The 20,876-nt window shown below is 61.5% G+C and carries 21 protein-coding genes; 7 read left to right on the plus strand and 14 right to left on the minus strand.

The window, feature by feature from the left end; all coding sequences use genetic code 11:
- A complete protein-coding gene (locus C8264_RS04685) occupies positions 1-555 on the plus strand; it encodes an RNA polymerase sigma factor (RefSeq protein WP_108459792.1) in 555 nt (184 codons plus the stop codon).
- Here the strand turns inward: C8264_RS04685 and C8264_RS04690 are convergent.
- Positions 552-923 carry a response regulator gene (locus tag C8264_RS04690; RefSeq protein ID WP_108459793.1) on the minus strand — a complete coding sequence of 124 codons (372 nt, stop codon included), beginning with the start codon at positions 921-923 and terminating at the stop codon, positions 552-554. The two genes, C8264_RS04685 and C8264_RS04690, sit on opposite strands and share 4 nt — an antisense overlap.
- 134 nt (positions 924-1,057) lie before the next feature.
- Here C8264_RS04690 and C8264_RS04695 point away from each other — a divergent pair, with 134 nt between their 5' ends.
- The 4 genes from C8264_RS04695 to C8264_RS04710 all read left to right on the plus strand — a co-directional run bounded on the left by C8264_RS04695 (position 1,058) and on the right by C8264_RS04710 (position 5,856).
- Positions 1,058-1,813: a Crp/Fnr family transcriptional regulator gene (locus C8264_RS04695; protein ID WP_245892935.1), complete on the plus strand. Its 756-nt coding sequence runs from the start codon at positions 1,058-1,060 to the stop codon at positions 1,811-1,813.
- An 87-nt stretch (positions 1,814-1,900) separates the two neighbouring features.
- On the plus strand, positions 1,901-3,301 hold the full coding sequence (locus C8264_RS04700) for a sensor histidine kinase (RefSeq protein WP_162783458.1): 1,401 nt from the start codon (positions 1,901-1,903) through the stop codon (positions 3,299-3,301).
- 23 nt (positions 3,302-3,324) lie between these two features.
- A complete protein-coding gene (locus C8264_RS04705; protein ID WP_162783459.1) occupies positions 3,325-4,233 on the plus strand; it encodes a diacylglycerol/lipid kinase family protein in 909 nt (302 codons plus the stop codon).
- Positions 4,234-4,344: 111 nt separating this feature from the next.
- Positions 4,345-5,856 carry an HWE histidine kinase domain-containing protein gene (locus C8264_RS04710; protein WP_162783460.1) on the plus strand — a complete coding sequence of 504 codons (1,512 nt, stop codon included), beginning with the start codon at positions 4,345-4,347 and terminating at the stop codon, positions 5,854-5,856.
- 33 nt (positions 5,857-5,889) lie between these two features.
- On the opposite strand, the gene C8264_RS04715 is transcribed toward C8264_RS04710, so the two are convergent.
- From C8264_RS04715 to C8264_RS04770, 13 genes are all read right to left on the minus strand, one after another.
- Positions 5,890-6,318, minus strand: coding sequence for a hypothetical protein (locus C8264_RS04715; RefSeq protein ID WP_108459798.1), 429 nt, complete (start codon positions 6,316-6,318; stop codon positions 5,890-5,892).
- A gap of 5 nt (positions 6,319-6,323) precedes the next feature.
- Positions 6,324-6,686, minus strand: coding sequence for an ElaB/YgaM/YqjD family protein (locus tag C8264_RS04720; RefSeq protein ID WP_108459799.1), 363 nt, complete (start codon positions 6,684-6,686; stop codon positions 6,324-6,326).
- Positions 6,687-6,881: 195 nt separating this feature from the next.
- Complete coding sequence (locus C8264_RS04725; RefSeq protein ID WP_108459800.1) at positions 6,882-7,040, minus strand: DUF3309 family protein; 159 nt, start codon at positions 7,038-7,040, stop codon at positions 6,882-6,884.
- Between the two features lie 40 nt (positions 7,041-7,080).
- The gene (locus C8264_RS22050) at positions 7,081-7,239 is read right to left on the minus strand and encodes a hypothetical protein (RefSeq protein ID WP_162783461.1); all 159 of its coding nucleotides are present in this window, start codon (positions 7,237-7,239) and stop codon (positions 7,081-7,083) included.
- Positions 7,240-7,365: 126 nt separating this feature from the next.
- Positions 7,366-9,012: an FGGY-family carbohydrate kinase gene (locus tag C8264_RS04730; protein WP_108459801.1), complete on the minus strand. Its 1,647-nt coding sequence runs from the start codon at positions 9,010-9,012 to the stop codon at positions 7,366-7,368.
- A 2-nt stretch (positions 9,013-9,014) separates the two neighbouring features.
- Entirely contained in the window at positions 9,015-9,698 is a 684-nt protein-coding gene (locus tag C8264_RS04735; RefSeq protein ID WP_108459802.1) for an HAD family hydrolase, read from the minus strand.
- A gap of 112 nt (positions 9,699-9,810) precedes the next feature.
- Complete coding sequence (locus C8264_RS04740; RefSeq protein ID WP_108459803.1) at positions 9,811-11,286, minus strand: mannitol dehydrogenase family protein; 1,476 nt, start codon at positions 11,284-11,286, stop codon at positions 9,811-9,813.
- A gap of 209 nt (positions 11,287-11,495) precedes the next feature.
- Positions 11,496-12,500: an ABC transporter ATP-binding protein gene (locus C8264_RS04745; RefSeq protein ID WP_108459804.1), complete on the minus strand. Its 1,005-nt coding sequence runs from the start codon at positions 12,498-12,500 to the stop codon at positions 11,496-11,498.
- Between the two features lie 87 nt (positions 12,501-12,587).
- Positions 12,588-13,418: a carbohydrate ABC transporter permease gene (locus C8264_RS04750; protein ID WP_108459805.1), complete on the minus strand. Its 831-nt coding sequence runs from the start codon at positions 13,416-13,418 to the stop codon at positions 12,588-12,590.
- Between the two features lie 132 nt (positions 13,419-13,550).
- On the minus strand, positions 13,551-14,423 hold the full coding sequence (locus tag C8264_RS04755; protein WP_108459806.1) for a carbohydrate ABC transporter permease: 873 nt from the start codon (positions 14,421-14,423) through the stop codon (positions 13,551-13,553).
- A gap of 212 nt (positions 14,424-14,635) precedes the next feature.
- Positions 14,636-15,946 (minus strand): ABC transporter substrate-binding protein, encoded by a 1,311-nt coding sequence (locus C8264_RS04760; protein WP_108459807.1) that lies wholly within the window; start codon positions 15,944-15,946, stop codon positions 14,636-14,638.
- Positions 15,947-16,102: 156 nt separating this feature from the next.
- Positions 16,103-17,062 carry a sugar-binding transcriptional regulator gene (locus C8264_RS04765; RefSeq protein ID WP_108459808.1) on the minus strand — a complete coding sequence of 320 codons (960 nt, stop codon included), beginning with the start codon at positions 17,060-17,062 and terminating at the stop codon, positions 16,103-16,105.
- Between the two features lie 70 nt (positions 17,063-17,132).
- Positions 17,133-17,900 carry a FadR/GntR family transcriptional regulator gene (locus C8264_RS04770; RefSeq protein ID WP_108459809.1) on the minus strand — a complete coding sequence of 256 codons (768 nt, stop codon included), beginning with the start codon at positions 17,898-17,900 and terminating at the stop codon, positions 17,133-17,135.
- A gap of 394 nt (positions 17,901-18,294) precedes the next feature.
- Here C8264_RS04770 and chvE (C8264_RS04775) point away from each other — a divergent pair, with 394 nt between their 5' ends.
- Both chvE (C8264_RS04775) and chvE (C8264_RS04780) read left to right on the plus strand, forming a co-directional pair.
- Positions 18,295-19,371: a multiple monosaccharide ABC transporter substrate-binding protein gene (gene chvE, locus C8264_RS04775; protein WP_108459810.1), complete on the plus strand. Its 1,077-nt coding sequence runs from the start codon at positions 18,295-18,297 to the stop codon at positions 19,369-19,371.
- Positions 19,372-19,735: 364 nt separating this feature from the next.
- Complete coding sequence (gene chvE, locus C8264_RS04780; RefSeq protein ID WP_281261433.1) at positions 19,736-20,800, plus strand: multiple monosaccharide ABC transporter substrate-binding protein; 1,065 nt, start codon at positions 19,736-19,738, stop codon at positions 20,798-20,800.
- Positions 20,801-20,876 lie beyond the last annotated feature (76 nt).

The raw sequence follows: 20,876 nt of genomic DNA on the forward strand, positions 1-20,876 counted from the left end.
ATGAGCGCTGAACCGACCTCGTTCAAACGAGAGATGCTTGCCACCCTGCCCAGCCTACGTGCTTTTGCGGTCTCCTTGACCGGCAAGCACGACAAGGCAGACGATTTGGTGCAGGACACCGTGATGAAAGCGTGGGCGAAACAGACCAGCTTCGAAATGGGCACTAATATCAAGGCCTGGCTTTTCACCATCCTGCGCAATGAATTCTACAGCCAGATGCGCAAGCGCGGCCGTGAAGTGCAGGATAGCGATGGCGCCTTCACCGAGCGCCTGTCCGTGCATCCGTCCCAATACGGATCCATGGACATGCAGGATTTCAAGAAGGCTTTGAGCCAGCTTCCGGATGACCAGCGCGAAGCCGTCATCCTGATTGGTGCTTCGGGGTTTTCCTACGAAGAGGCCGCCGATATCTGCGATTGCGCCGTCGGCACCATGAAGAGCCGTGTGAGCCGGGCCCGCACCCGGCTACAGGATCTGCTCAAGATCAGCGGCGAGGCCGACTATGGTCCGGATGCCGTTTCTGCGCAGGTCACTACGACCAATCACTCGTTCTAGACGGGCGAGCTGAATACCTTGCCGATGGCATGGACCAGATCGGTCTCCGCCATCGGTTTGGTGACGACCGGAAGATTGGGGAATTGCGGCACGCGGGCGTGCTTGAGCGCAGCGTCGGCCGAGCAGAGCACGACGGCGACGCCATCGCCAAGCAGTTGCGGGATGAGGTCAAGCGCGGCTGTCCGCTGCAAAGCCATGTCGATGATTGCGAGGCCCGCTCCCGCCCAAAGCTCTTGCTGGCGGCTGGCTTCGGCAGCGCTGCGGGCAAAGAAAATCTCGCCTGCACCCAAGGCCTCAAGCATGCGCTGGATATCCAGCGCGATCAGGAATTCTTCCTCAATAACGAGGACAGTGGTGCCATGGAGCATGCATAGGGGTCCGTTCGCTGGGACCCCTGATGGCGATACAATATTGTTTTGTCATTTAAGTTTGACATGTGCCCATTTTCTCACTCGTTCTGTTAGCGTCCTAATTCTGCATTTCTCCAGCCTTGCGGTGTCGTTTGAGTATCGTTCTTCCCAGTTCCGGGCGGCATGTTCCGTGCCAACAGTGCCCATTGCGCGCCATGCCCGGGTTCCGCGAGTTCAGTCCGGCCGAACTGCCTTTTGTCGCCTCGTTCAAGACGGGTGAACTGCTCGCCGACACCGGCGCTACCGTGCTGGCAGAGGGAGTGAACAGCGCTCATCTGTATACGCTGCTGTCTGGCTGGGCCTTCCGTTACAAGACCTTGCCGGATGGCCGGCGGCAGATCCTCAATTATCTGCTGCCCGGGGATTTGCTGGGCTTGCAGGGCTCGGTCATCGGAGAGATGGAGCACTCCGTGGAGGCTTTGTCGCCCCTGGTGTTATGCGTGTTTCAGCGAAACCGCATGGATGAGCTGTTCAGCAACCATCCGGGGCTCGGGTTCGATCTTACCTGGCTTGCCGCAAGCGAGGAGCGCATGCTGGACGAGCATCTGCTCAGCCTTGGCCGGCGTACCGCCATGGAACGGGCGGCGTATCTGATTGCGTTCCTGCACCAGCGGGCTGTTTCGGTAGGGCTGTCACCGACCAAGCAGTTGTTTATTCCGATCACCCAGCAGCATGTTGCGGACACGCTGGGTCTTTCCATCGTGCATACCAACAAGACGCTGCGCAAACTGGCTGATCGGCAACTCATCCGCTGGCTCGATCGCTCATGCGAGGTGCTGGACGTGGAAGGCCTGATGGCGCTGGCAGATTGGGACGGTCTGCGGGAGAACAGGCGGCCCTTCATATGACCGGGGTAAATGCCAGGTGCCGGTGGACAGCGTGAACCCGCGATTGCATTGGCCGCCCCATGCTGAAAAGCTGTGGCGGCGGCCGTCATGAGCATCGCGCATGGCACGAACGCAAGAGGGGATGCGATCGGGGTGAATAGGGCGCTTACCTTGCGCACCGGGGTGATGGTTTCGCTGACGCTGGTTATTCTGGCGGCAATCGCTTCTCTGGTGCTGGTACAAGGTATCGAACGGCAGAATGCCGATGTGGAGCACAGCTACGAGGTGCGCAGCCAGGCGCGAGAGCTGACGGTTGCTCTCGGCGAAGCGCAGAGCAGCCAGCGCGGCTATGTACTGACCGGCGACCAGAGTTATTTCGAGCCTTATCGCCGCGCTACGGCAGCCGTCCAGACGCGGTTGGCGACGTTGGCCGCGCTGACCAGTGACAATGAGGCGCAAGCGGCCAAGATTGCAGGCATCGCTGCTGGCATCGGTACGGCTACTGCGGCGTTGCAGCGGACCATGGACCTTGCAGCAGAGCGGCCGGAGGAAGCCCGGAAACTGGTGCAGTCGGGTGGGGAAGTGCAATTGGTCGGGGAACTGCGCCGTTCGCTGGAACAGTTCACTGCCGAGGAAAGCAAGGTTCTGCATGATCGAACCCGGGCGGTGAGCCAGTGGGGACGCTGGCTCGTCAGCGCGATCGTGGCATCGCTGGCGGGGGCGGCGGTGCTCGCCTATGTGCTTTTCGCGCGTACGCAGCAACAGGTCGGTGCCCTGTCCAAGACCCAGTCATTGTTGCTCGGTGAAAACGAGATCCTTGATGCCCGCGTACGGGAGCGAACGCAGGACCTGGAGGAAGCGCGTCAACACGCCGAACACGAGCGGCAGCGGGTGGAGGCGTTGCTGCAGGACGCGAGCCACAGGATCGGCAATTCCCTGGCAACGGTGTCATCGCTGCTTGGGCTGCAATTGTTGCGGAGCAATTCGAGCGAGGTACGCGCCGCGCTTGAATCGGCGCGGTCGCGTGTTCATGCCATTGCCGCCGCGCACCGCCGGCTTCGCCTGGGTGAAGATCTGGAGACCGCCAGCGCCGAGGACTTCCTTGGCGCCGTGCTGGAGGATCTGGCGACCACAATCCCGAGTGCGGACCGGATCAATCTTACCGGGCATTTCGATCCCATCGTCATCAGGGCACGTGATGCGACGACGCTTGGGATTCTGTTGAGCGAACTGGTGACCAACGCCATAAAGCACGCCTTTCCTGGCGGGAGCGGCGGAGCCATTGAGGTGCAACTTACGCGCGTCGATGGTGTTCCTACCTTGCTGGTGCGCGACAATGGCGCAGGATTGCCGACAGGCGCCGCACAGGCGGATGATGGTTTGGGTGCAGTCATCGTCAGGCAATTGGCCAACCAGTTTGATGGGGTGCCTCGATATGAAAATCCCGAAACCGGGGGACTGCTGGTCAGCGTTCCTCTGCCCGGGCTGGATGGCAAGAAGCCGTCCTGAACAGTTCTGAAGCGGAGCCTGGGGTGCATTTCATTGCAGTCATCAACCGTAGTGGTGGGACGCTTCGAACTATGGATCTCGATGCCTTCTGCGACATGGCGAAATCAGTGTTCGAACGGCACGGTCACACGCTGGATTGCGCAATTGTGTCCGGCAAACAGGTGGAAGCCCGCCTGCGGCAAGCCGCTGCTACCGAGGGAGTGGACGCCGTGATTGCAGCCGGGGGGGACGGCACGATTTCAACGGCGGCAGGTGTCGCCTTTGAAACCGGCATGCCGCTCGGAGTGCTGCCTGCGGGAACCATGAATTTGTTTGCACGAGCGCTTAGGATACCGCTCGCGCTGCCAGAAGCGTTCGAGGCGATAGCGGGCGGGCAGATCGGAGCGATCGACATTGCTACGGCCAATGGGAGGCCCTTCGTGCACCATTTCGGGGTGGGCATCCACGCTCGGCTGGTTCGTATCCGCGACAGCATGGCCTACAAGAGCCGGCTGGGGAAAATGCTGGCGGGGATGCGTTCGATTGCGCTTGCGGCAGCAAATCCGCCCAATTTTGAAGCCGAACTGCAGATGCGCGGCCGAGTGGAGCGCCAGCGCGTATCGGGCATCGCCGTTTCGAATAATCTTCTCGGGGAGGGGCATATTCCACATGCCGACCGATTGGACGCGGGGCTGCTCGGCATCTATACGGCGGCGCCGGTTTCCACCTCCGCTCTCCTGCGGCTCTGGATGGATATATTGCTGGGGCGCTGGCGAGGCAGCGATGCCGTTACGGAAAAGAAGGTGACCGAAGTCACTCTGCACTTTCCCAAACACAAGCATGGCTTGCGTGCGGTGCTGGATGGAGAACTCATCAGACTCGACCGTAAGGTGACACTAAAGGTCCATCCCGGTGCGCTCAAAGTGGTGCTGCCCAAGCTCGCAGATGGATAATAGATCGTCCGAAGATTTTCCTGGAACCGAAATCTTAGATTCGCCGTTTAGGCTGATTGTGTTTAGGCACTATCGATATTGGGCGTTGCCGAGTTTGCGTCAGGACTACAAGTGAAAGAATTGGTGCCCCCGCTGCCAGACGGGGTTTGGGAAGCCGTGAGCGATCCGGCGCGATTGAAGGCGCTTGGGGCGCTCAATCTGGTTTCCTCGGATGCGGACAGAGACTTCGAGCGATTGAGCCGAGTTGCTGGCCAGATATTCAAGACCGAGTATGGATTGGTGACGCTGGTCGGCGAGGACCGGCAGTGGTTCCGAGGGTGTTTCGGACCTATCGACTTCAATAGCACCGAAACCCGCATCTCATTTTGCGCCCATACTATTGCTCTTCCGGGCGAGGAGCCGTTGGTCGTTCTCGACACTCACAAGGATGACCGATTCAAGGACAATCCGCTGGTGACGGACTGGCCCTTTGTCCGTTTCTACGCCGGTGCGCCAATCGTGCTGAACGGGCAGAAGATCGGCTCGCTCTGCGTGCTGAGTGCCAAGCCGCGGGATGCCGTTGATCCCGAACTGCTGTCGCAATTGGCCGATCTTGCCAGCGTAGCTTCGGCATTGCTGGCGCTCAAGGACGAGGCTCTTGTGCGGGCACGAACGGCTGCCGCGCTACAGCGCGAGGAGTGGCGGCATGCGCTGACCCTGGAAGCCGGCAAGGTCGGCAGCTGGGTCTGGGATATACGGAGCGGAGAGGTTGCCTGCAACGACATGTTCCGGCGCATGTACGGCTTGCCGGAAACCGGTACTATTCATGCCGAACAGATCCTCCAATCCGTTCACCAGGCTGACCGGGCAAAAGTCGATAATGGTCTTCTTGCCAGCCTGACGGACGGCGTGGATTACAGCGCTGAGGCACGCGTCGGCACCTCCAACCGCTGGTTGAGCATGCGCGGCCGCGTGTATCAGCGGGATGCCGAGGGGAAGGCGCTTATCATGATGGGCGCCAGCATCGATGTAAGTGAGAGCAAGCAGACGGCCGAGCATACGCGGTTGCTGTTGCGCGAGCTCAATCACCGGGTGAAGAATACCCTGGCGATGATCCAGTCGGTGGCACGCCAAACGGTGCGGCAGAATCCCGACCCGAAGGCGTTCATCGACGCGTTCTCGGGCCGGCTCCGTACCATCTCCGATGCCCATGTGCTGCTGGCCGATCGGGATTGGTCAGGGGTGCACCTCTATGAAGTACTGGCTTCGCAGCTGGGTCCCAATTTTATGATCAAGCCTGACCGGGCCGAAGTAAGGGGGGACGACATTGCGCTGCCGCCCGACCATGCGCTTGGTCTTGGGCTGATCCTGCACGAACTTACCACCAATGCACACCGCTACGGCGCCTGGTCCACGCAGCACGGAATTGTGCGGATAGAGTGGGACGTCAGGAACAAGCCTGAACGTGGTCTGGCGCTGCGCTGGCAGGAAGTTGGCGGACCCATGGTCAAGGCACCAGGCGAGTATGGGCTGGGTGCCAAGCTGATCGAGCGAAGCCTCGCCAAGGTGCTGGACAGCGAAGTGAAGCTGAATTTTGATCCGGCAGGGGTCGTTACGGATGTGTGGATGCCGCTGCCGGCCTAAGGGCGAGAGGCGACCTTAATAGGCCGCCTCCGGCTAGTCGTCCTTGCCGCTGCGGATCAGAAACAAGGCCGCAATCGCGGCTGCGGGCAGTCCCAAGGTTCTCACAATTGGTGAACGCAGCAGCACCGGCAATGCAGTCAGAGCCGCCGTGGTCACGAAGGCCCCGGTTTCGCTGGACCGGCGCTTTGCTACGGCAGCCCTGCTCTCCCGTGCTGCGCTGGCGCGCAGACTTAGGTGCACCGCGAGGGCGCATAGGAGGAAAACGGCAGAAAAGATCAGCGCAGAGTAGATTGGCCCAACAATATCGGCCAGTGCGAAGAAGCCTGCGGCGAGCAGGAAGGCTACTCCGACAACCGCCAGAGCAAGCATGACGGCATTGCCGACGAGCGTGCGCCTGATACGCTCCTTCAGGCTCTCGGCTTCAAACCCCAGCAAGGCGGCAAGCGGCACCAGAAAATTCATGGCGCCTAGTGCCGGGAGAGGAGGGCCAGAACGTAGCCGATGCCGATTGCGCTGGCCACGGCGGTGAGTGGTCGTTCTCTGATCTTGTCCTTGAGTTGCTGCTCGTACTCCCCCGCCTGGTCCTGCACGTCCTCCAGAACGTTTTGTCCCTGGCGCTGGAGATGCCGCGCTTCGCTCTTGGCGGCGTCCTTCACCTCATTGACCTTGTCGTTGCTGAGCTTGGCAAGCGTGGCAGCGATGCCTTTGAGATCGGCCTGAAGCTGGGCAATCTGGATCTCGAGCTGCTCCTCGCGCATCTCGGCTGAAGCTTCGCTTGCAGCAGAAGCCGCCTTGCGACGAGTGGGGGCAAGATCGGGGGTGTTAGCCATATGACGCTCCTTTAGCTAAGTACAATGAACGCGCGGAAACTAGCGAAGTTCCGGTTTGGGTCAGAAAGAACACCCCGCACGCGGGGCGTGGCGGGGTGCATAGGTGCGAACGCAGATGGGGCGATCTGCTGTTCGCTGGCGCAGACGATTGATCCTTGGTGGATGGCTGCGCGTGCTTTTGGTTTTCGAACAGGACTAAATCCGGCCCATGAGCACCAGGATCAGGATCACCACCAGGATGACACCCAGGATGCCCGAAGGCGCGTAGCCAAACCCGCGCGAGTAGCCCCAATTGGGCAGAGCGCCGATCAGCAGCAGAATCAGGATGATGATGAGGATTGTACCGAGACCCATGATGATCTCCTTTTTGTTATTGTGACGCTTTTTGTAATGCCTAGATAATGGCTACCATCAGCGCAGCTGCTACAGCCAAGATGAAAAGCGCTGGCGCCAAGGCCTTCAACACCTCGGTGTAGTGGCTTTCGCCATCATAACCTTCGGTCCACACCGTTGCAGTGCGATGTTCAAGCGCCTTGATTTCCATATGGGTCATAACAGCCTCCACCTCGTCGCAGCAGACCGGAACAGCAAGCTGCTGACGGCTGATTTTGTAAGCGCCTTGCAGCGCTCTGCAGAGAAACGGCGGTTGTGATCTTTGGTTCCGTAGCGGCGAATCAGGTCATCCGACTGGAAACGGCATGGGAACCGTAGGTGGGGCAGACAGGGTGTGAGGTCTGGGTCCGGTGATGGCGTCGATAGCTTGGCGCTGGCGCTGCATTTCGAGGAAGATGCGGTAGTCTTTGTCGAACTGGAGCCGAGCAGCGGGATTGGGAGAGCGATTGGCGCCGGGTTGCTGCATGGCCGAGCAGGCACTGTCCAGACTGGGGTAGAGGCCGGCGGCGGTGGCGGCGACCATGGCCATGCCGAGCAGGGTGGCGTCGGGGGCAGAGGATTGGACGACCGTGCAGCCGGTGGCATCGGCGTAGAGATCCATCAGAACGGGGTTCTTGGTGTGGCCGCCGGTGATGTGGAGCGTGTCGATGGCGTAGCCGCGAGTGTTGAGGGTTTCAAGGATATGGCGGACGCCCAGGGCAATGCCGACGCAACTGCGCCAGTAAAGGCGGCAGAGGGAATCGAAATCGCTATCGAGGGTCAGACCCGAGATGACACCCAGGGCGAAGGGGTCGGCCATGGGGGAGCGGTTGCCGTGGAAATCGGGCAGGACATGAAGGCGATGGGCGAGGGCCAGGCCTTCCTGTTGCAAGAGCGTCGAGATGCGGTTGGCAATCGACTGGTGCATCTGGGGCGTAGGTTCGCCGCCGGCGCCGTGCCAGCGGATGATGTGGTCGAGCAGGGCGCCGGTGGCGGATTGGCCGCCTTCGTTGAGCCAGATGCCCGGCAGGACGGCGCCGCAATAAGGGCCCCAGACGCCTGCGGTAGGACGCGCTTCGGCTGACAAGGCCATAACGCAGCTTGAGGTGCCGGCGATAAGGGCGAGGTGCCTATCAATGGTGGATGCGTCGGGGGTGAAGGCGCCCAGCACGCCCAGCGCACCGGCATGGGCATCGATCAAGCCGGCGCCGACGTGGCATGCCGTGGTCAGGCCCAGATCGGCGGCCGCGGCTGGAGTAAGGGCGCCCAAGTCAGTGCCGACGGGGGTGGCGCGCTCGGGAAGCTGGGCTTTGACGATGAGATCCTGGAGGCCGACGCGCTCCAGGAAATCCTGCTGCCAGCCAGGACTTGCATGGGCCAGATAGGTCCATTTGCAGGTGAGCGTGGATTGGGAGCGCCCCAGCGATCCGGTGGATTTCCAGGAGAGGAAATCGGCCAGGTCGAACATCATGCCGGCGCGGGCCCAGCTTTGCGTCATATGGCGCTTGAGCCACATAAGCTTGGGCACTTCCATTTCGGGCGACATGACGCCGCCGGCAAAATCGAGCACCATGTGGCCAGTGCGGGTGCATTCATCGGCTTCGGCAAGGGCGCGGTGATCGAGCCAGACAATTGTGTCCCAACGATCCCTGCCATTGGTGGAGACGGTGACCGGCGCGCCGGACAGGTCGCGGACCACGAGGGAACAGGTCGCGTCGAACCCCAGGCCAACCACCTGGTGGGGACTGGCGCCGGCCCGCGCCTTGGCATCGCGGACGGCGCCGCAGACGGCTTGCCAGATCTGCTCGCTATCGTGCTCGGCGTGGTTGGCATCGGTGCGGTTCATGGCGATGGGACGCTCGGCGCGGCCCAAAAGGATGCCCTGCGGCGTCAGCACACCGGCCCGCGCACTCCCAGTCCCCACGTCCACTGCCACCAGCAGGCTTTGCTGCAACGCTAGAGCGCCTTCTTCTCGGTCCCAAGCGAGCGTACAAGATCGGGCAGCTTGTGCATATCGTCGAATATCAAGTGAGGGCAGGCAGCGGCGATGGCTGCCTGGAGGTTGCCGGGCGCGATGTGACTGCCGCCGGTATAGCCGAAAACCTGCATGCCGGCGCGTCGAGCCGCGGTGATGCCGGCGGGGCTATCTTCGATGACGAGGCACCGGTCGGGATCGGCCGACATGGCGGCGGCGGCATGCAGGAACAGATCGGGCGCTGGCTTGCCGTTTTTCACCATGGTGGCTGAAAAGATGTGGTCGCTGAACCAGGGCAGGAGGCCGGTGACGTCGAGGCTGAGGCGGATGCGCTCGGGCGTGGAGGAGGAGGCGACGCAGAAGGGAGGTGTGAGTTGGCCCAGGATTTGGGGCAGGCCGGGGCTGGGGCGCAGTTCCTGGCGGTAAAGGGCGTAGAGTTCGTGGCGCATGGCGCGGTGTGCCGCTTCACCCAGGGGCGTGCCATGGGATTTGTCGAGATCGGCAGAGATGGAGGTCATCGAGCGGCCCAGGAAATCGCGGTAGGCGGCTTCGGCCGTGATGGTGATGCCCTGGTCGGCGAGCGCCGCGATCAGCACGCGCATGGCAAGGGGCTCGCTGTCGACGAGGACGCCGTCGCAGTCGAAGATGATGAGGTCGGGAATCATGAGCGTGCCGTGGCCACGACAAGGAGCGAAGGTAAGCTAGCGGTTGGCCCCCCCACCCCGGCCCTTCCCTCAAGGGGGAGGAGGTGGATCGGGGTTGTGGAGGGTGAAGCGGTCACAACTGGTTGGCCAGGTAGCGTTCCAGGGTGACCTTGGTGCCATCGCTCCAGAGGGCTTGGAGGGCGTGGGCGAAGGTGTCGATGAATGGCTGGCTGGTGGCCAGTTCGCCGTAGATGTCGGTCATGGCGAGCCAGGTTTTTGGATCATCCTTGGCGCGTTTTGCTTGTGCGGTGAGGCGATCCCAGCTGGGGTCGTTGGGCTCGATGACAGCGCCACTGTCGGTTTCGCCGTAGCAGTAGCGACACCAAAGGGCCGAAACGAGTGACAATCCGCTAACAGACTGTCCACGTTGAACGCGATCAAGTGCGGATGGAATGATGAACTTGGGCTGGCGGTTGGAGCCGTCGAGGGCGAGGCGCCTTATGGTGTCGCCGATCTTGGGGTTGCTGAAGCGGCGCTCGCAGAGAGCGAAGTAATCATCGAGATTGGTGTCCGGGACCGGGGGAACGACGGGGATGATCTCGTCGCGTTCGACCTTGGCGAGGAACGCGCCGACGAGGGGGTGTTCCATGGCTTCGTGGACGAAGTGGATGTCGAGCAGGCCGGCGGGATAGGCGATGGTGGCGTGGCCGCCGTTGAGGATGCGGATCTTCATGTGCTCGTAAGGGGCGACGTCGTCCACGAATTGCACGCCGACTTTTTCGAGCGCGGGGCGGCCGGCAGGGAAATTGTCTTCCAGCACCCATTGGCGGAAGCTTTCGCAGAAGACGGGCCAATTGTCCTCAATGCCGAAGTTTTCCTTGAGGAGGGCAATTTCACGGTCGGAGGTGGCGGGGGTGATGCGGTCGACCATGCCGTTGGGGAAAGCGACATTGGCGCTCACCCACTGGGCGAGGGCGGGATCGATGAGTTGGGCAAGGCCGACTACCGCGTTTTGGGTGACGTGGCCGTTGCCGGGGATGTTGTCGCAGCTCATGACGGTGAAGGGTTGAACGCCCGCCTGGCGGCGGCGTTCGAGGCCGGCGAGGATCAGGCCGAACGCGGTTTTGGGCGCGTCGCGGTGGGTGGCGTCATAGGCGATTTCGGGGTGGGTGGGGTCGAACTTCTGGGAGGCGGGGTCGATGAAGTAGCCGCCTTCGGTGATGGTCAGGGAGACGATGCGGATGGCGGGGTCTGACAGCTTTGCGATGATGGCTTCGCTGTCGCCGGGCTGGAGGTAATCGATCATGGCGCCGGTGACGCGGGCCGAGGAAGCGTTGGCTTCCTGCTCGACCACGGTGGTCAGCCAATCCTGCGCTTGGAGCTTTTGCCGCATGGCTTCGTCGGCGGGGCGAACGCCGGCGCCGATGAGGGCCCAGTCGTGATCGGTGCCGGTGGCGAAGAGGTCGTCGAGGTAGACCGCTTGGTGGGCGCGGTGGAAATTGCCGACGCCGATATGGACAATGCCGGGGGTGAGCGTGGCGCGGTCGTAGGCGGGCACAGAAGCGGTGGTGAGGGAGGCGAGGGTGGTGGCGGAGAGTTTGGTGGTCATGGGCTTAGTCCTTCACTCGCCCACATGAGACCTCATGGTGAGCTTGTCGAACCGGAGGTCGGGTTCGCAGATATTTGTGCCACGACCTCGCCCTTCGACAGGCTCAGGGTGAGGTCTACTTTTTACTTGCGCCTCCCAAGGGGGATCCCCGCTTTCGCGGGAATGACGCGGTGGGTGGGGAGAGCGTATGAGCCATCTCCCATGCTTGCTCAGATAGCCTTGCCGTCGGCGTCGAAGCGGTAGATGCGGGTGGGGTCGGGCGTCAGGTAGACGTTGTCGCCGTGGCTGAAGGTTTGTTCGCCATCGGTGCGGATGGTCATGAGGCCCAGGCCTTCGACGTGGACGTGGAGGAAGGTGTCGGAGCCGAGCTGTTCGGCGACGCCGACCTTGCCTTTCCAGGTGCCGGGCGTGGGTTCGCGGCTGAGCTTGAAGTGCTCGGGGCGCACGCCGATGGAATGGGCGTTGTGTTTTGCGGCTTCGGGACCGTCGACGAAGTTCATCTTGGGTGAACCGATGAAGCCGGCGACGAAGCGGTTGGCGGGCTTTTTGTAGAGGTCCAGCGGGGAGCCGAACTGTTCGACATTGCCGGCATTGAGCACCACGATGCGGTCGGCCATGGTCATGGCTTCGACCTGGTCATGGGTTACGTAGATCATGGTGGTTTTAAGCTGCTGGTGCAGCTCGGTGATTTCGAGGCGCATGTTGACGCGGAGAGCCGCGTCGAGATTGGACAGCGGTTCGTCGAACAGGAACGCCTTGGGTTCGCGCACGATGGCGCGGCCAATAGCGACACGCTGGCGCTGGCCGCCGGAAAGGGCGCGGGGGCGGCGGTCGAGATAGCTCGTGAGGTTGAGCGTGCGCGCGGCGTATTCGACCTTCTTGTCGATCTCTTCCTTGCTGGCCTTGGCCATCTTGAGGGGGAAGGCGATGTTGTCGCGCACTGTCATGTGCGGGTAGAGCGCATAGGACTGGAACACCATGGCGAGGCCGCGGCGCGCAGGTGGCGCCTTGGTCATGTCCTGGCCATCAAGCAGGATGGTGCCGCTGGTGGTATCTTCGAGCCCCGCGATCAGGCGGAGCAGGGTGGACTTGCCGCAGCCGGAGGGGCCGACAAAGACCACGAACTCGCCTTCCTTGATGTCGAGCGAGATGTTGGGAATGATCTCGACTTCGCCGAAGGACTTCTTGACGTTTTGCAGGGAGATGGAGCCCATTTCAGTGATCCTTAGCATTGGGGGCCGCGACCTCGTGGTTCGACAGGTTCACCATGAGGTCCAGGAGGGTGCAGTGTTCGCTCAAGATCATTTCACCGCTCCGAAGGTCAGGCCGCGGACGAGTTGTTTCTGGCTGAACCAGCCCATGAGCAGAATGGGCGCGATGGCCAGGAGCGAGGCGGCGGAGAGTTTGGCGAGGAAGAGACCTTGCGGGGATGAGAAGGATGAAATGAAGGCGGTCAGCGTGCCGGCGCGGCCGGAGGTCAGGGTGATCGTCCAGAAGGCTTCGTTCCAGGCCAGGATCACGTTGAGCAGCAGCGTCGAGGCAATGCCGGGGACCGCCATGGGGACGAGGACGTGGACGATCTCGTTCCAGAGCTCGGCGCCATCCATGCGGGAGGCTTCCAGGATATCGACCGGGATTTCCTTGAAGTAGGTGTAGAGCATCCAGATGATGATCGGCAGGTTGATCAGCGTCATGATGATGGTGAGACCATGCACCGTGTCGAGCAGGCGCAGGTCGCGGAAGATCAGGTAGATCGGGATCAGCACGCCGACGGCCGGCATCATCTTGGTGGACAGCATCCACATCAAGACGTCCTTGGTGCGCTTGGTGGGCGCAAAGGCCATGGCCCAGGCGGCGGGAATGCCGATGACGAGACCGATCAGGGTGGAGCCAACCGAGACGATGATCGAATTTGTGGCGTGCTTGATGTAGTCGGACCGGGCCTGCACGGCGCCGAAGTTTTCCAGCGTGAAGTTCTGCGGGAAGAAGGTCGGCGTATTGGCGATGGCCTCGGCTTCGGTTTTGAAGGCTGTGAGGAGCACCCAGAGGATGGGCGAGAACAGTATCAGTGCGATGATCCAGGCGAGGGCGGTGAAGCCGATGCGGGTGGACGCGGGGACGTTGCGGGCCATCAGGGTTTCTCCGCCGATCTTGTTGAGACCTCATGGTGAGCTTGTCGAACCACGAGGTCGTACTCACCGACCGTGCCACGACCTCGCCCTTCGACAAGCTCAGGATGAGGTCTACTGGATGATTTTAGGGCACTACGCATCGAGGTTCTTTCCTACGGCGCGCATCAGGAAGATGGCGACGATGTTGGCGATGATGACGGCGACGACCCCGCCGGCGGAACCGGCACCGATGTCGTTGGAGAGGATGCCGGTGCGGAAGACCAGGAAGGTGATGTTGGTGGAAGCGTAGCCGGGGCCGCCGCCGGTGGTGACGCGGATTTCAGCGAAGATGCCGAGCAGGAATATGGTCTGGATCAGGATCACGATGGTGATCGCGCGGGCCATGTGCGGCAGGATGATGTAGCGGAACCGGTTGAGCGCGTTGGCGCCATCCATTTCGGCGGCCTCGCGCTGTTCTTCGGAGAGCGACTGGATGGCGGTAAGCAGGATCAGCGTGGCGAATGGCAGCCACTGCCAGGCGACGATGACGATGACCGAGAACAGCGGATACTGGTTGAACCAGTCCACCGGCTGCAGTCCAAAGAACTTCCATAAATGCCCCAGCATGCCGTAGCCGGGGTGCATGAAGCCGTTTTTCCAGATCAGGGCGGCAACGGGCGGCATGACGAAGAAGGGCGAGATGACGATGATGCGCAGCAGGCCCTGACCCCAGATGGGCTGGTCCAGCAGCATTGCGAGGAGCACGCCGCCGACCACCGTGATGGCCAGCACGCCCCCGACCAGAATCAAGGTGTTGACCAGGGCTTGGGTGAAGCTGGGATCGCCAATGACGTAGACATAGTTGGCCCAGCCGGCAAAGCCGGTCATCATCGGGTTGATGAGGCTGTAGTTCTGGAACGAGAACCAAAGGGTCATGACCAGCGGCACGATCATCCAAATCAGCAGGACGATAACGGCTGGTGCCATCATGACGCGAGAGAGGGTGCGGGTTTGTGCGGTGGCCATTGGTAACCCCGGTGAGATGTGGGCCACGATGAATCACTATCCATCGGGCTGTCCTCGGACTTGATCCGAGGACCACTCGCAACATCCACCGGGCTGATGGTGGCCCTCGGATCAAGTCCGAGGGCAGCGCCGGAGGGGGTTGTCAGAGTGGGGAGATGCCGCCCGGTCTCCAGAGGGACCTTTGACCGTGCGGGGTGTCTTCGGGAGGAAGACTATTTGATGTAGCCGGCGCGGGTCATGTCGCGGGTGGCGGCGTCCTGGGCCTGGGCCAGGGCGTCGTCGGCGGAGATTTGACCGGCGAGGGCGGCGGAGAAGAGTTGGCCGACATTGGTAGCAATGCCCGCAAACTCTGGGATCGCCACGAATTGCACGCCGGTATAGGGCACTGGCTGAACGGTCGGTTCGGCCGGATTGGCGGCGTTGATGGAGTCCAGCGTCATCTTGGCGAAGGGTGCGGCCGCCTGGTAGTCCGGATTTTCATAGAGCGAAGTGCGGGTGCCGGGAGGAACGTTGGCCCAGCCTTCCTGCTCAGCGACGAGTGCCAGATAGTCCTTGTTGGTTGCCCAGTTGATGAACTGCTCGGCAGCTTCCTTGTTCTGGGAAGAATTAGGGATGGCCAATGACCATGCCCAGAGCCAGTTGCCGCGCTTGCCAAGCCCGTTGTCGGGCGCCAGAGCGAAGCCGACCTGATCGGCGACCGTGGAATCATCCGGGTTGGTGACAAATGAGGCGGCGACCGTGGCGTCGATCCACATGCCGCACTTGCCCTGCTGGAACAGGGTCAGGTTTTCGTTGAAACCGTTGGACGATGCACCGGATGGACCGGCATCGGCCATCAGCGACAGATAGGTGTCCAGGGTGCTCTTCCACTCTGGCGTGTTGAACTGGGGGGCCCAATTTTCATCGAACCAGCGCGCGCCGAAGGAATTGGACATGGCCGTCAGGAAGGCCATGTTCTCGCCCCAGCCGGCCTTGCCGCGGAGGCAGATTCCGTTGATGTCGGCAGAACGATCGGTCATGGCGCGGGCGGCCTCGCCGATGAACTCCCAGGTGGGGGCTTCAGGCATTTCAAGGCCGGCTTTTTCCATCAGGTCCTTGCGGTACATGATGAAGGAGCTCTCGCCATAGAAGGGAGCCGCGTAGAGCTTGCCCTCGAAGGAAAGGCCCTCGCGGATCGGGGGCAGGATATCGTCGACGTCGTATTCGGCGTCTGCGCTGAGTGCGTCCAGCGGCGTAAGCCAGCCCTGCTTGGCCCAGATCGGGGCTTCATAGGTGCCGATGGTCATCACGTCATACTGGCCGCCATTGGTGGCGATGTCGGTGGTGACGTTCTGGCGAAGGGTGTTTTCCTCGAGCACGACCCAGTTGAGTTCGATGCCGGTTTCTTCGGTGAAGGCGGGGGACAGGGCCTGCATGCGGACCATGTCGCCATTGTTGACGGTGGCAATGGTGAGCGTCTGCGCCGAGGCGGAAGTTGCCAGCGCAAGGGTGAACGCGCCCACGAGAATGGGTGTCAGTTTCATGTATTCCTCCCGATAACCACGACGGGCAATTGTCGCGGCGATGGGCAAATACTCACATAGTATGCGGCAGAGTCAATAGTGCCATGCGTCTGACGCGCGAAGTGCATGCGGCAGAAAACGTTTTCGAAATGTCAATGTTGCTGCAAGTTCAAATAGTTAGGATAGGCCTAACAAACCTTCTGCGGTCTTCTCGTCGGTGATGAGTCCGTTGACGAGCCTGCGATTGAGGGTGGCGCGAATGCCGGGCAATTTTTTCTGCCCCATGGCGATTGCCACGACCAGTGAGCGTTCGCGAGAGGGAATGGGCGCGGAGGCTACGCGGTCATTGATCTGGTTTTCCAGCAGTTTGCCGTCGGAATCAAAGCTCCAGCCGCAAATTTCGCCAACAGCCCCAGCCTTTTGCAGGCCTTTGAGCTCGGACTCGGTGATGAAGCCGTCAAGATACAAAGGCGCTTCCGGCCCTATGTCGCCGAGACCGACAAAGGTCACGTTGGCCTGGGCGGCCAGCGCCAGGGTTTCGCGAATCATGGGCTGGGCATGGAGCAATTCGCGCTCCCGGGCGGAAGAGGCGATGACGGGCAAGGGCATGGGGAAACTGCGGGCCTTGACCGTATCAGCGATGTTGAAGATCACGTTGTAATAGGCCGCCGATCCGTCGGGCGAGATATTGCCGGTGAGGGAAACGACCTTGTGGTGTGAGGCGTCCATCGGCGTCAGCTGTTCCACGGCAGCCTTCAGGGTCCGGCCGGTACCAACGGCCATGACAATAGGGTCCGACCGTTTGAGCCAGCGTTCGATTTCGGTGGCAGTTGCTTCGGCGACGCCGATGGTGGTGGACTGGCTGGATGGATCGGAGGGAACCACTTCGGCCAGATCGAGCGCGAATTTGCTTTTTAGCCGGCTGGCGAGATCCATGCAGCGGCCGATAGGGTGATCGAGCCTGACCTTGATAAGGCCCTCACTGACCGAAAGGGACACCAGCCGCTGAGCGGACTGGCGGGAAATGCCAAGTTTGGCGGCGATTTCCTCCTGCGTATTCCCCGCTACATAGTAGAGCCAGCCGGCGCGTGCGGCATCGTCCAGGCGGTTGCCGGAAGTGTCTAGTCGTGGCGCCATATTGGGGTCCTACACAGTCAGACGCGAATTATTCAGCAATGCAACCGGGCGCTGCAAGCGGTTTGTCACGCTATTTGCGCGAAGTAGGACGCAGGGCAAGTTGGCTGAGGGCGGTGCGAATATCACGCTCGGTGTCCTTGAGGTGCAGCCGCATGGCCTCACCGGCGGCGCGGCCATTGCCCTGGCTGATGGCATCGAGGATGCGTTGATGGGCATCGACCGTGTCGCCGAGCGTGTGCCCGCGCTTGTCGTGGCCGCGGCGGCTGATGAAGAAAGCTTCGCCCAGGGGCTGGCTCATGGCTTCGAAGAGATAGCCCAGCACCCGATTGCCGCTGGCCAAGGCGATGGCGGCATGGAAGCCGACATCATGACGGTGGAAGGTGGCTTCGTGTTCGGGCAACAGCGCGCCATCTCCCTGCGCGAGCGCGTCTCGCATGCCCTGCAGTTCGCTTTCGATGGCGGCAACGGAAGCGCGGGTGGCATGCTTGGCGGCAAGGCTTGCCGACTGCACCTCAAGCGACAGCCGCACTTCGACGAGATCGAACAATCCTTTCGGATCATAGCGGATGACCGAAGTGAGAAAATCGGCAAAGGCGGCGCCATCGGGCTCGCGCACCACGGCCTTGCGGCCTCGCGCAATCGCAAGCAGGCCGCGGCCCTCCAGGCGCTTGACCGCCTCGCGGATGGTCAGCCGGCTGACATCATAGCGCGTGGCCAGTTCGGCCTCGCTGGGCAGCATGGAGCCGGGCGCCAGTTCGCCCAGAATCATCTGCGCCAGATGCTCGGCGACAATGCTGGCAGCCGTCTGCTGGCCAGCGGCGGCGACACCCTCGGGCATGATGTTCTCCTCAAAAGGTATCAGATACCTTGGCGCCAGCTGGTTTGTTTTTCGTTCTTTTCACGCGGCGCAGCGGCACCATAGCCAGCACCGCAAGGGTCTGCAATCGGCAGCGATCGTTAATCCTGTGCGCAAGAACATCCGGTGCGTACGGCACAATGCGGCTTTACAGAGATATCTGATTATCCTAGCTTCCGCCGCGTGGGCTTGGGAGGGCCCTGATGGCACGTGCCGTTGGTTCATGAGGACTTCTCGCCAGATCAGTTGACAGCGCGCCCCAAGGTGTTCGCTCGGCTTATTTTGGTGGCAGTCCGAAAGCCAGCCGCGCCGCAGTCTCTCCCCTGTTTGACCATCAAGGCTTTATGACCTCGAAATATATATAGGGAGTCGAGACGTGAAGATTATCAAGACGCTTGCCACCGTGCTGGCTGTCGGCGCCATGGCGCTGACCGCCTCCACCGCAACTTTTGCCCAGGACAAGGGCGCGATCGGCATTGCGATGCCGACTCAGTCCTCGTTGCGCTGGATCTCGGACGGCAACGAACTCAAGACCGCGCTCGAAGGCATGGGCTACACCGTCGACCTGCAGTACGCAGAAGACGATATCCCGAACCAGCTCGCACAGGTCGAGAACATGGTCACCAAGGGCTCCAAGGCCCTGGTTATCGCTTCGGTCGACGGCACCACGCTCAGCGCCGTGCTGCAGCAGGCTGCCGATGCCGGTATCAAGGTCATCGCCTATGACCGCCTGATCCGTGAAAGCGCCAATGTCGATCTCTACACCACGTTCGACAACTTCCAGGTTGGCGTGCTGCAGGCCAATTCGCTGGTTAAGGGCCTCAAGGAGCGCTTCGCCGACACCAAGCCATGGAACGTCGAACTGTTCGGCGGTTCGCCAGACGATAACAACGCGTTCTTCTTCTATGATGGCGCGATGAGCGTGCTGCAGCCGCTGATCGACTCGGGCGACGTGGTCGTAAAGTCCGGCCAGCAGGGCATGGACACCGTTGGTACGCTGCGTTGGGACGGTGCTGTTGCACAGGCCCGCATGGACAACATCCTGTCCGCCAACTACTCGGACGGCTCGATCGTCCATGGCGTGCTGGCTCCCTATGACGGTCTGTCCCGCGGTATCATCTCCTCGCTGCGCGGCGTGGGCTATGGCTCGGGCGACCTGCAGTGGCCAATCATCACCGGCCAGGATGCGGAAGCTCCATCGGTGAAGGCGATCATTGCCGGCGAGCAGTATTCGACCATCTACAAGGACACCCGCGAACTGGCCGCCAAGACCGCTGAACTGGTCGACACGCTGCTGACGGGCGGCACTCCTGAAGGCCTCGACACCACCACCTACGACAATGGCGTCAAGGTTGTTCCCTCGGTTCTGCTGACCCCATATGAGGTCGATGCGACCAACTACCAGGAACTGGTGATCGATAGCGGTTACCTGAAGCCTGAAGACATCCAGTAAGACAAGCCACCGGGCCTCGCTGAAAAGCGGGGCCCGACTGCTTTGGAAGCATGGTGCGAATGGAACGTTCCGATCGGAAGATCAATGTTTTGGAACAAGACGGCCGACCAGTAGAGCCGGGCGCCTTAACTGTCTTGCCAAGTTTCGATGCACGTACCTCAATTTGCTTGCGGAGCCTGTGGGCTTCTCCTATTCTTGCCGCACTGGCTTGGGAGGGCCAAGGCGTAGAAACGCCGCGGGGTACCGCGTCACACCTGCAGTTCCTGCCAGCGGCCCGGCGATACGGATCGCCGGAGGCATTGCGGTGGACAGCGCCGCATCCATCCCTGCCAGAGCACTCTGAAGGGAGACCAGAATGAACTTACTGAAAACGATGGCGACCGTGATTCTCGCCGGTGGCGTGGCACTTGGCGCATCTGCCTCGGCCCATGCCCAGGACAAGGGCATCATCGGCATCGCCATGCCAGAGCAGACCACACTGCGCTGGAACTCGGACGGCGCGGAGCTCAAGTCGGCGCTGGAAGCCAAGGGCTATACCGTGGACCTGCAGTATGCGGGCGACGATATCCCCAACCAGCTCGCCCAGATCGAGAACATGGTCACCAAGGGCTCCAAGGCCCTGATCATTGCCGCGCTCGACGGCACGACCCTGAGTGCTGCCCTTGAGCAGGCTGGCGCTGCCGGCATCAAGGTGATCGCCTATGACCGCCTGATCCGCGACACGGAAAACGTTGACTACTACACCACGTTCGACAACTTCCAGGTCGGCGTGTTGCAGGCCAATTCCATCCTCAAGGGTCTCGGCTACCCCGAGAACAAGGGCCCGTTCAACATCGAACTGTTTGGCGGCTCGCCAGACGATAACAACGCCTTCTTCTTCTATGATGGCGCGATGAGCGTGCTGCAGCCAGCGATCGATGCTGGCGATCTGGTGGTCAAGTCCGGCCAGACCGGCATGGACAAGGTGGGAACGCTGCGTTGGGACGGTGCAACTGCACAGGCTCGCATGGATAACCTGCTCTCCGCCTTCTACTCGGATGGCTCGCATGTCGACGCTGTGCTGGCCCCTAATGATGGTGTGGCCCGCGGTATCCTGTCTTCGCTCAAGGGCATCGGCTATGGCTCGGGTGGCCTCGACTACCCGATCATCTCGGGTCAGGACGCCGAAATCCCATCCATCAAGGCGATCATCGCCGGCGAACAGTATTCGACCGTCTACAAGGACACGCGCGAACTGGCCCGCGTGACCGCCGATCTGGTGGACAGCGTGCTTTCGGGCAGCGAGCCGGAAGGCCTCGATACCACCACCTACGAGAACGGCGTCAAGGTCGTGCCATCGCTGCTGCTGACCCCCTACGAGGTCGATGCAAGCAACTACAAGGAACTGGTGGTCGATTCCGGCTACATTAGTGAAGCCGACCTGCAGTAATTAACTGGACCGAAGCGGGGCTTCGCGGTAACGCGGGGCCCCAAGATCCGTGGACGCCCAGCGGCCACGGGCCGGC

This window comes from Devosia naphthalenivorans (genome assembly GCF_003056355.1).
GTDB classification, from domain to species: Bacteria; Pseudomonadota; Alphaproteobacteria; order Rhizobiales; family Devosiaceae; genus Devosia; species Devosia naphthalenivorans.